This window comes from Vibrio porteresiae DSM 19223 (assembly GCF_024347055.1).
In the GTDB taxonomy this organism is placed as follows: domain Bacteria; phylum Pseudomonadota; class Gammaproteobacteria; order Enterobacterales; family Vibrionaceae; genus Vibrio; species Vibrio porteresiae.
Map to the genome: position 1 here is coordinate 1,109,944 of NZ_AP024895.1, position 13,675 is coordinate 1,123,618.

The 13,675-nt window shown below is 42.8% G+C and carries 12 protein-coding genes; 10 read left to right on the top strand and 2 right to left on the bottom strand.

Annotation, left to right across the window (positions count from 1 at the left end; genetic code table 11):
• Window positions 1–85: 85 nt before the first annotated feature.
• Together OCV11_RS05230 and OCV11_RS05235 are read left to right on the top strand one after the other, a co-directional pair.
• Window positions 86–694, top strand: a complete 609-nt coding sequence (locus OCV11_RS05230) for a sugar O-acetyltransferase (RefSeq protein ID WP_261895434.1) — start codon at window positions 86–88, stop codon at window positions 692–694.
• A gap of 251 nt (window positions 695–945) precedes the next feature.
• Entirely contained in the window at window positions 946–2,202 is a 1,257-nt protein-coding gene (locus OCV11_RS05235) for a DEAD/DEAH box helicase (RefSeq protein WP_261895436.1), read from the top strand.
• Between the two features lie 102 nt (window positions 2,203–2,304).
• On the opposite strand, the gene OCV11_RS05240 is transcribed toward OCV11_RS05235, so the two are convergent.
• Entirely contained in the window at window positions 2,305–2,718 is a 414-nt protein-coding gene (locus OCV11_RS05240) for a VF530 family protein (RefSeq protein ID WP_261895438.1), read from the bottom strand.
• Between the two features lie 154 nt (window positions 2,719–2,872).
• On the bottom strand, window positions 2,873–4,105 hold the full coding sequence (locus tag OCV11_RS05245; protein ID WP_261895439.1) for a YdgA family protein: 1,233 nt from the start codon (window positions 4,103–4,105) through the stop codon (window positions 2,873–2,875).
• A gap of 967 nt (window positions 4,106–5,072) precedes the next feature.
• Between OCV11_RS05245 and OCV11_RS05250 the strand changes: the two genes are divergently transcribed.
• The 8 genes from OCV11_RS05250 (at window position 5,073) to OCV11_RS05285 (ending at window position 13,658) form a co-directional block, all read left to right on the top strand.
• A complete protein-coding gene (locus tag OCV11_RS05250; protein ID WP_261895441.1) occupies window positions 5,073–6,836 on the top strand; it encodes an ABC transporter substrate binding protein in 1,764 nt (587 codons plus the stop codon).
• 131 nt (window positions 6,837–6,967) lie between these two features.
• Complete coding sequence (locus OCV11_RS05255) at window positions 6,968–7,318, top strand: DUF3147 family protein (protein ID WP_261895443.1); 351 nt, start codon at window positions 6,968–6,970, stop codon at window positions 7,316–7,318.
• Between the two features lie 65 nt (window positions 7,319–7,383).
• Complete coding sequence (locus OCV11_RS05260; protein ID WP_261895445.1) at window positions 7,384–8,037, top strand: peptidoglycan DD-metalloendopeptidase family protein; 654 nt, start codon at window positions 7,384–7,386, stop codon at window positions 8,035–8,037.
• Window positions 8,038–8,202: 165 nt separating this feature from the next.
• The gene (locus OCV11_RS05265; protein ID WP_261895447.1) at window positions 8,203–9,114 is read left to right on the top strand and encodes a DMT family transporter; all 912 of its coding nucleotides are present in this window, start codon (window positions 8,203–8,205) and stop codon (window positions 9,112–9,114) included.
• Between the two features lie 412 nt (window positions 9,115–9,526).
• Complete coding sequence (locus tag OCV11_RS05270; protein ID WP_261895449.1) at window positions 9,527–10,651, top strand: response regulator; 1,125 nt, start codon at window positions 9,527–9,529, stop codon at window positions 10,649–10,651.
• Between the two features lie 24 nt (window positions 10,652–10,675).
• A complete protein-coding gene (locus OCV11_RS05275; RefSeq protein WP_261895451.1) occupies window positions 10,676–11,038 on the top strand; it encodes a response regulator in 363 nt (120 codons plus the stop codon).
• 21 nt (window positions 11,039–11,059) lie between these two features.
• Entirely contained in the window at window positions 11,060–11,329 is a 270-nt protein-coding gene (locus OCV11_RS05280) for an STAS domain-containing protein (RefSeq protein WP_261895453.1), read from the top strand.
• Window position 11,330: 1 nt separating this feature from the next.
• Window positions 11,331–13,658 carry a chemotaxis protein CheA gene (locus OCV11_RS05285; RefSeq protein ID WP_261895454.1) on the top strand — a complete coding sequence of 776 codons (2,328 nt, stop codon included), beginning with the start codon at window positions 11,331–11,333 and terminating at the stop codon, window positions 13,656–13,658.
• Window positions 13,659–13,675: the final 17 nt, after the last annotated feature.

The following is a 13,675-nucleotide window of genomic DNA, read 5'->3' on the forward strand; positions in this document are numbered from 1 at the left end:
TCTGAAACACGGAGATTGACTATTCATTTTACGAGTGCATTATTTGACCTACTCAATTCGCTTTAAACCTGAAACGAGGGAATGAATGGATAACGTAAAAAGAAAGTCCGCAGGTTTACCTTATCGCTACGATGATCCTGCATTATTAAGTGATCAGCATATTTATCAAAATAAAATGGTGGAATATAACCAAACGCTTCCTACTGAGACCGAAAAACGCCAACGATTGCTACAAGAGGTCTTCGCTGAAATTGGTGAAAATTGTACTGTTGAAACTCCGCTGAATTCTAACTGGGGCTGCAAAAATGTCCATGTTGGGAAAGGTACCTACATTAATTCCAATGTTACCTTTGTTGATGACGAGCATATATACATCGGAAATAGCTGTTTAATTGCCCCTAATGTTGTTTTTTGTACTTCGGGGCATCCTATTCTGCCCATCCTTCGTGAAAATCACTACGTGTACAATCTGCCAATTCGTGTTGGGAATAACGTTTGGATCGGCTCTGGAGCGCAAATTATGCCCGGAATCACGATTGGTGATAATTCAGTCATAGGCGCGGGGAGCGTTGTTACTAACGACATACCCGAAAATGTCGTTGCATTTGGTGTTCCATGCCGCGTAATTAGAGACATTGGAGAAAAGGATCAAAAATTTTATTACAAGCATCATGAACTGGATGTTTGGGAATAGGAACCATATTGTATTCAGTTAGGACACAATATGGTTTTACTGTGTTGATAAGGTGTAGTTGGGTCGTCGTGCTTTGGTGATTGTCTCGTTGCGAAAAGCATTATGTGCTATTAAAACCATAATCTGTTCCTGCGTGGTTGGGTGTTGTGAATCATCGCTAGTGAATGTTCTTTGAACCAAATATCGCTAACATCCACGTGGCAAATAGCATAAGATACACGGCCTTTATCTAGCACTGAGCCACACAAGTAATGACCGAAACAACTCCGCAACAAACATTTGCCAACCTTGGCCTGATTCCAACGTTAATCGAGCGCCTTGATGCGTTGGAATATCACCAGCCGACGCCGATTCAATCTCATGTTATTCCTCATATTTTAAATGGGCGAGACATTGTTGGTGGAGCCAATACGGGTTCTGGTAAAACTGCGGCGTTCGCACTGCCTATTTTGCAAAAAGTACTGCAAGAAGAAGGGCAGCCTCGTCGTGGTAACCTTGTGTCGCACCTGATTTTGGTTCCTACGCGTGAGTTGGCTTCGCAAGTGGCGTATAGCGTGAAATCATACTCGTACCATGTGCGCGAAAAGGTCAAAACGACGGCTGTGTTTGGCGGTGTATCAGTGAATCCGCAGATGCTAGCTCTGCGTGGTGGCAGTGATATCGTGGTGGCGACTCCGGGTCGTTTACTTGATCTTGTCTCCAGTAACGCCATTAAGTTGGATCAAGTCAAAACACTGGTTCTTGATGAAGCCGACCGAATGTTGAGTCTTGGCTTTACCGACGAACTCAACCAGATTCTGGCCTTACTGCCAGAGAAGAAACAGACGCTGCTGTTCTCGGCAACTTTCCCTGAAAAAGTGACTGGTTTGGCTCAGAACTTACTACGCGATCCAATTGAGATTCAATTGCAAAGCGCAGAAGCGAGCACCTTAGTGCAGCGTGTGTTTAGTGTGAATAAAGGCCAGAAAACCGCTGTGCTCGCACACCTCATCAAGCAACATCAGTGGCGTCAAACGTTGATTTTCGTTAACGCTAAAAATGCGTGTAGCCATCTTGCGCAGAAACTGTCGAAACGCGGTATCACCGCTGAAGTGTTCCATGGTGACCAGGGGCAGGGAGCGCGCACACGTGTGCTTGACGAGTTTAAGTCGGGAGTGATTCAAGTGTTGATTGCGACCGATATTGCGGCTCGCGGTTTGGATATCGAAAAACTGCCCGTGGTGATTAACTTTGATTTACCACGTAGCCCGGCTGACTACATGCACCGAATTGGTCGTAGTGGTCGTGCGGGAGAGGTGGGGCTTGGTCTTTCTCTGATTGACTATGATGATTATCACCACTTCAAAGTGATTGAAAAGAAAAATAAATTCCAGCTTGAGCGTGAACAGGTTGCAGGGTTTGAAGTCGATGATGATCAAAGCGAAGCGTACTTTCTACCAATGACCCCGCGAGCAAAACCAGCTGGTACAGGTAAAAAGAAGAAAAAGCGTCAACAAGAGAATCTTTAATTTAGACCGAGTAATTCGCGGTTAAACGCTAACGGTTCTATAAAATAACGCCCCACTTGATTGCTCAACTGGGGCGTTATTATTTGTTCTTATCGAGCTGAATTAGCGACGTGATTGGCTACCACGAGAGGCACGTTGTTTAAACGATGAAGCCGCTTTGGCTTGAGAGTTTAAAATCGATTCCACAGTCAGTTCCATCGGCTCTTTCGGTTTCAAGCCATTCGGGAACGTACGAGCTCTTGGTGGTAAATCATACTCTTCTGCACTCGCGCGTGGCATGCGCTTGAATCGATACAGATAAAAGTTCTCTAATTTTTCTCTCGCCCAATCGGTTTTCTTCAGATACTTCACGCTACTTTCAACCGAAGGCTTGGTATTAAAGCAATTAAAGCGCATTGCTGTATCGAGAATGTCCCAGCCATAAAAATCCACCAACTCTTGCACCATGGTTTCTAGCTTCAAGCCGTGCAGTGGATTGTTTTTTTGCAGTTCAATTCTTTCTTCGTCAGTCATCATTTTAGTGGGCTCACTCATTAACCGGTGGTGGAGTTTAGCAGAGTATATCAAGCAGCGATATCTATAGTCGTGTGGTGATTAGGTTTAATGTTGAGAGTTGGCAAGTAGAAATAAAAGCAAAAAAAGGGGGCACTTAACAAGCGCCCCTTTTACCTTATTGCAAGGGTTGTCCGTTGAGAGTCGGTTGACCGTTAGTGAGTTTAAATGTGGCTGTATATTTATCTTGTGGGCTTACATCAAAGTAGTGATGCATCACAGGCGAAATTGTTGGGAAACTTTGTACGAGTGATTTATCCAAATCAAAATCGACCTGAGCAGATAGATTCTCAATGAGTTGAGTTCGTTTCTGGTATGGTCTCATCTCGGAATACTTAGCAGGAGCAAGCGCAATTGATCCTTTAGCTAAAGAGTCGTTAACTTTTAAAGTAAAGCTATTTCCATTAATTCCGTTGTCAAGAAGCTGATTGAGTATATTTTCTGCTTGTTTCTTAACAACATGATTCGAAATATTACCCTTAGCTAAAACATCGGAAAACTCTTTTAATTGTGACTTTGGTATTCCCGGTACATTCAGGTTAAGGGTGATATCGAAGTTATCTTTAGGAACATTATCAATGTTGATATTCAGTTTATCTATATCGATGTCTGCCGTTAAAGTTGCGGAAGGCTCATTAGTCAGTGAAGTATTCCATTCAAATCCTGAAACTTGGAGGCTCTGATTGTAACGATTATCCAACAAACTCATTTTGCCTGTTTTGATATCGAATGTGTTCTTTGGCGCGTTTTCACCACCGACTGATTTTATGGTGAAATCAGATAAGGAATACTGCTCATCTCTCTTGTTATATATCAAGCGTGGTAGATGTATTGTAGAGCTAAATTGCTTCGATGAACCTACACTGCTAAACGTCAATTCCCCAAGCTCTAAATAGCTAAGTCCGTCTTGTATTTTACCAACCTGAACTTCACCTTTTAAATCAATATTGTTATCAATAGTAGAAAACGAATAAGCAATGTTGTCATTAAAAGTAGTGACTTCTTCAATAAACTTCTTGGCTAAACCTTTGTCTTTAACAATAGTGAAATTGCCATTAATTGATGATGCAAATAGACCAATTTTTGCCGTATGGTTAAAGAAAATTGGTAGATTATCTGCCCGTTTACCATCAACAATGATGTAAATGACATATTGCTCTTCAATCTTGGAGCCATTAACCTCGGAAGACAATCTTTGAATCTGAATCGAATCATTTTCATAATTTTGCAAAGTATGAAGAATTTCTGTAGTCACTTCTTGACCTGCTTTGTTGATCATTATGTTATTTGCAACAAAACCACAACCTACAGCAGCTAAAATGATCCCACTAGCAACTAACTTTCTTTTCATTATTAGTATTTCCTAAAACAAATGTATATTAATAGACATGACTCATTCTGAAAATCGCTTATTAAGCTATTTGTTATTCAGTTAGGTTACTATTTTACAATGTGAAAGTATGTGTCACCATAAAATTATCCATCAAGTTGAATATCGCTATATGAAATGTGATAGATCTTGCGTTGATAACTTAAATTTTTCACCAAAAATAATAATTAATTTAACTTTCTAAACTTTCCTTGTAATTGGTGTTGCTAAATTAGCAATGCATGGAATTTTCACCATGTACAAAAAACGCACATTTAAACTGTTTGATTAGCAATTTTTTCGTTATTTTTCTTAGCTTGAAATGGTTGATGAAGCACTGAAAATATTCCCCGATGGGATAGGGCTGAATAGAGGCATAGTGGACTCTACCTGATCACTGTAAATGATACAGATCCCTGTTGGCTTTTCTCATATCGAGGATCTGTTCTTATGAATAGTTGATTATGAGTCAACTCGACCTTGGGTGGGGCTTTGCAGGGGGGCAGCAAGAGTGCCTCGTTTGTTGGGATCATGGACTAAAACTGAAAAAAAAAGCCCATTACAGGGAAATGGGCTTAAAGGTTTTCCAATCACAACTAAGGAGTATTGCCTATTGGCAGTCCGTCTATTCTTTTTAACTATAGAACAGGGTGGGTTAAACGAAAGTCGAATGTGACTCTTATTTGAGACATTTGGGGCAATATGATGGTAACTGGCTGATTGTTATCTATAACTTTAGCACTAGCTAAAAACGGTGTCCTAGCTGACTTTTATTAATTCCTAAAATGAATTCAGTATACCTATAAGTGTATTTTATTAATGGAGTGGTGGCTGAAAAACAAAATTGCTCAATATTTTAGGGTGATAACTAATAAAACCGTTTTTATTTATGAAACCGCTTCTAGTTCAGTTATGCTGTATTCATGTTCAGTTGAATAATGTCGTAAAAATGGTTCAGCTATCTTCTCGGTGTATTGTTACGCTCCTTCTTTCCTTGCTGCTTAGTGCTGTAAGTTCTGTGCTATTTGCTGCCGAAAACTCGCCACAACGGATCTTGGTATTACACTCTTATGGCACGTCTTACGAGTGGACGCATCAGTTGCAAAAGGGTATCGAAGATAAGTTCCTTGATACGAATGTTAAGCTATCGGTCGAATACCTAGATACCAAACGTATTTTTAATGAAGATTATTTCACGAGTGTTCGCCAATACATTGCCAGCAAATATCATGATTACCCCTTCGATGCAGTTATTATTACCGACGATAATGCACTCACGTTTATCAATAGCTTGGAAATGAGCAATCTTAAAAATTTGCCTACTGTTGCTGTTGGTATTAATAATTTTGATGCTTCTTTAGCGCCGCTAACTCATGATGGCCTCATTATTTATGAGAAAGATCGAATTGAAGAAACGGTTGAGCTTATTTCCCATCTACGGCCGAAAATAAAAAACCTCTACTATTTAGCTGATCGCAGCTCGACAGCCGATTATATTCTGCAAGAAACACAAAAGGTGGTTAAACAATACCCGCACATTCAGTTGGTGGAAATCAGAGATCTGACTTTAGATGAAGCCAGTTCACTGCTCAAAAAGGTATCCCCTGACGATGCGGTATTACTCACTCACTACAATACTGAAATTGCAAAAAATATTTATCACGATTACAACCAAATCGCTGAAGAAATTGGTTCAGCCAGTCCTGCGCCAGTCTTTGTTTTTTGGAAATTTTATGTTCGCAGTGGAATTTTGGGCGGGGTGGTGAGCGACTCGTATCAATTAGGAAGTTTAGCTGCTGATGTGGTTGCGAATAAATTAGCGGGTAAGGTTGTAATTCCAACGCATTTAGAAACGCAATCTTTCGCTACTGCTTTTGATTATCCAGTGCTGTTAAAACATCACATTGACCAATCACTTCTGCCCAAAGGCTCGGTGTTAATCGATAAACCAGAGTCTTTTGTCGAGGCCAATTTCCGTTGGTTGTTGGTGACCTGCAGCATCATTTTGGTGTTGGTAATCATCATTTTTATGTTGGTACTTGCTCTTGGTCGTAAGAAGATTATCAATCAGCAGAACCAGAAAATTCTGTCGCTGCAGAAAAATACCGTGAATGTACAAAAAGAGCTGATTCATCTGTTGGGAGATGCAATCGAAACACGCTCAGGGGAAACTGGTAATCACGTGAAGCGCGTTGCCAAAATGTCCTCGTTATTGGCGAAATATGCGGGTTTATCACCGAGAGAATGCGAAGCCATTGAAGTGGTTAGTCCTATGCACGATATTGGCAAAATTGGTATTCCTGAGGCCATATTGGAAAAACCGGGCAAATTGGAGCCGCATGAGTGGGAAATAATGAAAACCCATGTCGATATTGGCTACAAAATTCTCAGTGCCAGTGAAGGCGAATTTTTGGACTACGCGGCTGTTATTGCTTTGGAACATCATGAGCGTTGGGATGGAATGGGATACCCCGCCGGTAAATCGGGTGAGCAGATTCATTTATATGCTCGTATCACCACAGTGGTGGATGTATTCGATGCTTTAATGAGTGTGCGCTGTTACAAACCAGCGTGGCCGCTAGAGCAGGTGGTGGCTCTTTTTGAAGAGCAACGAGGAAAACAATTTGATCCGCGGTTGACCCAGTTGTTGCTTACTCATATCGATGATTTTATTGCTATTCGTCAGCAATATCCGGATGTGACGACTATTTAATGAATTTGCCTTATCGTAAGTTAGCTCACCAAGCCTGTTCTACTAAAGAGATATGAAGCGTTACTCGTAGACTAGTATTGATAAATCCCAACAGGTGTTTTATCGATATTCTGAATGGCTAGGAGAATAATATGTGGTGGATTATCACTAAATACGCACTAACAGCAGCAATCGTGGTTTTGATCTCTGAGGTCGCTAAAAGGAGCGATAGGCTCGGCGCGTTAGTGGCTGCGTTGCCAACAGTGACCATTTTGGCTCTGATTTGGATGCGGCTTGAAGGGCAAGGTCAGCAAAAACTGGCCAATCATGCCTACTACACCTTTTGGTATGTGCTTCCTACATTGCCGATGTTTCTGATTTTTCCTTGGTTATTAAACCGTTATTCTTTTTGGGTTTCTCTTGGTATCTGCGCGCTTATAACGTTATGCTGCTTTTTTATCGTCGCGTCGATCGTCAAAGAGTTTGGCATAAAGCTGTTGTGATTTATCGATAACGGTAAAGCCACATCGTTCGCCGTACCGTTTTGCATCATGATTCAAGGATGAATATGACCAAGATAGATTACTTCCCGATTTTCGGTGCTGAATTACCCAAAGAGCACTGGGTCACGATTGACCTTTCCGAACAGAATATCGATTTAGATTTCCCAAGAACCAGCGAGCCAGCTTATCTTGCCCAGTTTGTTCGATCACACTTAGTGGATGCCAACAGCGTTGCTATGGGTGGATACCGAGAGAAACGAGCCACCTATCGAGCCGCAGCGCATTTTTCAGATGCGCCACCAGAGAAGGTTAGGGATTTACACCTGGGTATCGATTTATGGGTAGCCGCAGGTACACCCATTTACGCGCCGCTGGATGGCGTGGTACATAGCTTTCAAGTTAATAATTTATCTTTTGATTACGGCCCGACCATCATTCTTGAGCATATTGAGAATGGGCGAGTGTTCTATACGCTTTATGGGCATCTTGCGCTTAATTCATTGGATGGTTTACAAGAGGGGCAAAAAATCGCTCGTGGTGAGGCGTTTGCTTTTGTTGGCGAAAGTTCAGTAAATGGCGGCTGGCCACCACATTTGCACCTGCAAGTGATGCTCGATATGTATGGTCTCAAAGGGGATTTTTATGGTGCCACTTGTGAGCAAGACCAAGAACAGTATTTTACTAACTGCCCTAATCCCGCATTTCTGCTGGGTTTCTAAATAGCGATGCTTTAGACCTTTATGTCTTTAGGTGCTGTGGCGTTAAATCTTGTGTGGCATTATGGTGGAGAAGTACTGCCTATCGTGATAAAACGGGTGTATTGAATTCGTCGCAAATCGAGCGTATTACCGCTTTTACTTCATCTAATCTGGTCGGTATAAATTATGGACAATGCTACCCAACCACAAAGCACTCACCACTTTAATCGTTCGTGGTTGATAGGAGTGCTGCTTCTTTCGTTGCCACCGCTTTTCTGGGCAGGCAATTTTATCGTCGGGCGCTCGGTGCGCTTTGAAATTCCGCCATTGCAACTGTCATTTTATCGCTGGGTTTTAGCGAGCTTATTGTTTCTGCCGTTCTCAATTAAAGTGCTACGCCGTGAATGGCCTTTGTATCTCAAACATAAATACCTGATTATTCTGGCGTCAGTGACCGGAATTAGCGCCTTTAACACGCTAATTTATTGGGGGTTACAATCAACAAAAGCCAATAATGCGCTGATTCTTAATGCCTTCATTCCGCTGCTGATCAGCTTATTAGGGGTATTTGTTGCAGGATTAAAGTTGCGCGCTAAACAGTGGCTTGGGCTGGTGGTTTCCTTTGTTGGCGTGTTGATCATTATTGCGCGTGGCGATCCGGCATTCATTAGCTCAATGTCGATCAATCAAGGGGATGCCATTGTCTTTGTCGCGATGATCTGTTGGGCGATTTACACCTTGAGCCTAAAAAGTATGCCTAAAGAGATCAATCGATTGGGTCTGATGTCGATCCAGATGTTGGTTGGGTTAGCCTTCCTCGCCCCGTTTTTTGCCAATGAATTGGTGCATGGCGCTCCTGCCCATTGGACCATGCATGCGATCTTAAGTTTGGTTTATGTCGGCATCGTGCCATCGGTGATTGCCTACTTGCTCTACACCCAATGTATTGAACGTTTAGGACCGACCAAAGCCGGTATGTCGATTAACCTCATTCCTGTTTTTGGCGTAGTGCTCTCGACCTTATTTCTCGGTGAAACGGTACACGCTTATCAAGCGATTGGCATGGTGTGTATTTTTATCGGAATAGCGCTTAATTAGCGGAAAGTAGATTTGTTTTTATGCCTCATGGGAGGTTGAACCAAGGTCAATTTCGTTACTAAAGCCACAGAGTATCCTTGCGAAGTACGTTGATGGTTTTACTTTAATCGACTGAAAATTAACCATTTTTAATTAAATGGTGTGTTGTTGGTCATCTATTATCAACGTACTTATCTAACTTATTAATTAAAAAGAAATTCGACTTTTTCGTTCAATAGCAGATAGAAGATAAGTCTCATATTCAACGAGACTTTATTATTCTTAGTGTTGAATATATATGTAAGACATTTTTAGTAAATCGCGTTTGTGGTCACGTTTTAAAAATCAAAGTGTTAAATTTTTCTCAAAATGACACGCTGTTGGGAATTAGCAAGCTAACTTTTAAAGGATGAACTTCCTGTAGAGATAGCCAATGACTCAATCACGTCTAGACATCGTCGTCTACGCCTCCACTCAGAATACTCAGTCTGAGCAAATCGTCGCTATTTTGGCCAAAGAATTCTCCGTTGAGTTACTAGCGTTTGGTAGCGATAACCTGCCAGAAAGCCTAGTAAGTATTGCGCCCAAAGCCCTGTTGGTTTTGCTTGATGATGAGCATCGAGCGAGCATGCTCACTGCTTGTCGTGATGTAAAAAACAATGATGAGACAGCGCTTATCGAGTTGATCGTGCTCGACCGTGCCAATTCCATTCAAGAAAAAATGGAAATCTACGATGCGGGAGCGAGTGATTTGGTGGTTTATCCTTGTGATGACGCTGAGTTGTTCAAAAAACTCAGTGTAGCGATTTCGCATGTCCAACATCTCGAAGAGAGTGCCATGCAAGCTCAGGCCGCGATGGACACCGCAATGAGCGCCATTTTGGACGCGGGTGAAATGGGCAGCGTGATTCATTTTATGCGTGACAGTTTTAACTGTAATTCGGTTGAGAGTTTGGCCGATTTGATCATCGAAAGCTCACTGCGTTTTGATCTCTCAAGTTCGGTACAAATTCGTACTTCTTGGGAAGCGATAAATCGTAGCTCTTCCGAATCCATGTCACCTCTAGAAATCGAAATGTTGAATGCAATGCAATCGGTTGAGCGCATTCATCAAACGGGCAGACGACTGCTGCTGCACTTTGGTCCTATTTCTCAAATTATCAAAAACTTACCGGATGATGAATTCAAATGTGGTCGACTGCGTGATCACCTAGCACTCATTTTGGAAGGGGCGAATAGTCGCCTACAGTCATTGTTGATGACTGAAGAAATGAAAAACGTCATGGCAGAAACCAATGAATCTATTTCTGCATTACAGGCGCGACAAGCCAGTCAGAAAAAGCAAAACGTCAAGGTGATGGACGACCTGCTCGAAGAGATTCAAGGGGAATTTTTCCGTCATGGTTTAACTGAAGAGCAAGAAGCGATCCTTATTGCTTTGGTTGATAAATATGTTGAGAAAATCTTTAGCGCCTATGAAGCGGGTTTAAAAGTCGATGAAGAGATGACCAATGTGGTTTCTCGCATCCAAAGAGTGTTGGACAGTATGGATATCTAACATTTTCCAAGTGAGGGGGAAATTGTGAGTAAAACAGTATTAGTCGTGGATGACTCTCCATCAGTGCGCCAAGTGGTCAGCATGGTATTGAAAGCAAGCGGTCACAAAGTCACCGAGGCAGGCAATGGCATCGAAGGTCTCGAAAAGCTGCAAGGGAACAAATTTAATCTCATTGTTTGCGACGTCAATATGCCTGAAATGGATGGATTAACCTTTGTTGAACATGCGCGGCAATTAGAGAGCTGCAAATTTACGCCCATCTTAATGCTTACCACAGAAACCAAGGATGAGATGCGTGAGCGCGCCAAGGCAATGGGAGTGAGAGCTTGGTTGGTAAAACCATTTCAACCGCAAGTACTACTAAGTGCGATTGCCAAGTTGGCGTGATATCTCTAAATAGAGGTTTATATGAGCAGCGAAGATAACGTCTTTTTTATGCCTTCATCGGTGACGATTTATGATGCCGTTGAAGTGTATAAAGATCTTATGGTTTCGTTACCTGAATGTATTTCGCTTAAGGAGACACAAGAGGTAGATACCTGCGGTATCCAATTATTACTCTGTGTCCAAAAGGAGCTTAAATCTTTAGGTCGACCTTTTTATCTTATCGATATTCAGCCGGATATTGCGCACAAGCTTAAATTGTTTTCGCTCTCATTCAGTCAACAAGAGGCTTGAAATGATTGGACCAATAGAAACATTTCAAACTGAAGCCCGAGAACATCTGGAAGCGCTCGAATCAGCATTATTGGATTTGGAAGAAGATGGCGATAATTTCGAGCTGATTAATCGTGCTTTTCGAGCCATGCACACTATTAAAGGTGGAGCAGGCATGTTCGGTTTTATTCAATTAACGGAATTTACTCACCACGTAGAGAATTTATTAGACAAAATTCGTACCGGTGAGCTGAAAATCAATTCTGATATTATTGGCCTATTGCTCGATATCGGTGATTTCACCGGAACCTTATTGGATGACCCTAATTTTACCGATGAGCAGCATGCCAAGGCGGAGCAGTTTATTGACAGAATCACTGCGCTTAGTCATGTAGATAGTCCCGCAGTCATCTCAGAAGAAACCGTGCAAGATACGGCTGAAATAGCCCCTGAAATAGCAACGGAAGTCGTTGCTGAAAATACGCCATTGCCGAAATTAAAATTGATGGTGTTTCGCGTTAACTTTGCTCCCGACATCAATTCCTTTCGGGCTGGACTGGATGTATTCCCGATATTAAATGAACTGCATCAGTGCGGAGAGCTGTTTGTTACCACGGTTGATGAGCCTATTCCTCACATCGCTGATTACGATCCCGAAAGCGCATATTTACGCTTTGAATGCGTGTTAGTGACCTTAAAAAATCGTCAGTTTATCGATGACATTTTTATGTTTGTCTGCGATGACTGGGCGATCACCATCGAACCCATCGATATCGAGGGGTTTAACGCCAAAGAGGGATCGCTAAGAGATTTTCTTCATGCTCAAGGACACATTTCAGCGCAACAAGCCAATATTATTGAGCGTGATGTGTCCCCAGCGTCTCTAATAGAGTCTTCTGAGACTGAACCTTCCGAGATAGAACCTTCCGAGATAGCGTCTTCCGACATACAAGAGTCTGCGACTGAACCGTCTGACGCGGCGTCTTTCGAGGCTGATGTTGCCGATGCTGAGTCTCTCGAAACCGAGGTTCTTGAAGCCGCTGCGCAAGAGATAAGTGAAATACCCATTGAGCCGAAGACATCTTCAAGTCCAGTACTTGAATTGCCTGATGCTAAAGTCCCTGCGTCTGTTACTCCTAACCTAGTTAAGCGCAGCGAGACGGAGTCAACAGCGAAAAAACCGGAGAGCTCTGCTAGTCACGATGCCAGCAAAGCGACCATTCGCGTTGCAGCAGAAAAGCTCGATTCATTAATGAATTTGGTGGGGGAGTTGGTGATCGTGCAAGCGCGTTTAAACCAATTTGCCACCCAGTCAGAAAACGAAGAGGTGCTTGCCATCGCCGAAGAGTTGGACTTGTTAACCAATCAAATGCGCGATGAAACTTTTGGTATTCGGTTAGTGCCGATTGGCACGACGTTCGGCCGTTTTCGTCGCTTGGTGCGCGATCTCTCGGTGGATCTGCACAAACAGATCACCCTAGAAACCGAAGGGGAAGAGACTGAATTGGACAAGATGGTGATTGATAAACTCAGTGACCCGCTTATTCACATTATTCGTAACTCGATTGACCATGGTATTGAGTCACCGGAGGAGCGTTTAGCGGCCAATAAACCGGCCAATGGCACGATTCGCTTAAAAGCGGAACACGCCGAATCGCATGTGTTGATCACCATTACCGACGACGGTAAAGGGCTCAATGGCAGCAAAATTCGCGAAAAGGCGCTCGATAAAGGGCTGATCAATGCCAACGACGACTTGTCGGAAGAGCAGTTACATCAACTGATTTTTGAACCTGGTTTTTCCACTGCTGCGGTGATCTCCGATATCTCAGGGCGAGGCGTGGGGATGGATGTGGTGAGACGTTCAATCCAAGAGTTGGGCGGAAAGGTGTTGCTCAAATCGACTCAAGGCAAAGGAACTCAAATCAAGATATCTCTGCCAATGACCCTAGCGATTATTGAGGGGCTACTGGTACAGGTGGGTGAAGAACATTTTGTACTGCCACTCAACAGTGTCGAAGAGTGCATTGAATTACCGGTCAATGTAGCCAGTGGCAAAAAACGCATCATTGAAGTTCGCGGCCAACAAATTCCCTACATTGCGCTTCGGGAGCATTTCTCGGTGCAAGGAGAGAAGCCTCGGATTGAGCAAGTAGTGGTGCTGCACAACGAAGAAGAGCGTTTCGGCTTTTGCGTTGACGAAGTGGTTGGACAGTATCAAACCGTGATCAAACGGCTTGGACGTTTTTACGAGGGAATTGTGGGTTTTAGTGGTGCCACAATTATGGGGGATGGCAATGTCGCCATCGTGTTAGACCCCCAATCCATTATTGAATCAACAGCGATGTAGTCGCATACCGTTATTGT

Coding starts and splice junctions, on each gene's coding strand:
- OCV11_RS05235 (WP_261895436.1), top strand. CDS start 946: ATGACCGAAACAACTCCGCAACAAACATTTGCCAACCTTGGCCTGATT.
- OCV11_RS05280 (WP_261895453.1), top strand. CDS start 11,060: ATGAGCAGCGAAGATAACGTCTTTTTTATGCCTTCATCGGTGACGATT.
- OCV11_RS05265 (WP_261895447.1), top strand. CDS start 8,203: ATGGACAATGCTACCCAACCACAAAGCACTCACCACTTTAATCGTTCG.
- OCV11_RS05285 (WP_261895454.1), top strand. CDS start 11,331: ATGATTGGACCAATAGAAACATTTCAAACTGAAGCCCGAGAACATCTG.
- OCV11_RS05240 (WP_261895438.1), bottom strand. CDS start 2,718: ATGATGACTGACGAAGAAAGAATTGAACTGCAAAAAAACAATCCACTG.
- OCV11_RS05270 (WP_261895449.1), top strand. CDS start 9,527: ATGACTCAATCACGTCTAGACATCGTCGTCTACGCCTCCACTCAGAAT.
- OCV11_RS05250 (WP_261895441.1), top strand. CDS start 5,073: ATGGTTCAGCTATCTTCTCGGTGTATTGTTACGCTCCTTCTTTCCTTG.
- OCV11_RS05260 (WP_261895445.1), top strand. CDS start 7,384: ATGACCAAGATAGATTACTTCCCGATTTTCGGTGCTGAATTACCCAAA.
- OCV11_RS05255 (WP_261895443.1), top strand. CDS start 6,968: ATGTGGTGGATTATCACTAAATACGCACTAACAGCAGCAATCGTGGTT.
- OCV11_RS05245 (WP_261895439.1), bottom strand. CDS start 4,105: ATGAAAAGAAAGTTAGTTGCTAGTGGGATCATTTTAGCTGCTGTAGGT.
- OCV11_RS05230 (WP_261895434.1), top strand. CDS start 86: ATGGATAACGTAAAAAGAAAGTCCGCAGGTTTACCTTATCGCTACGAT.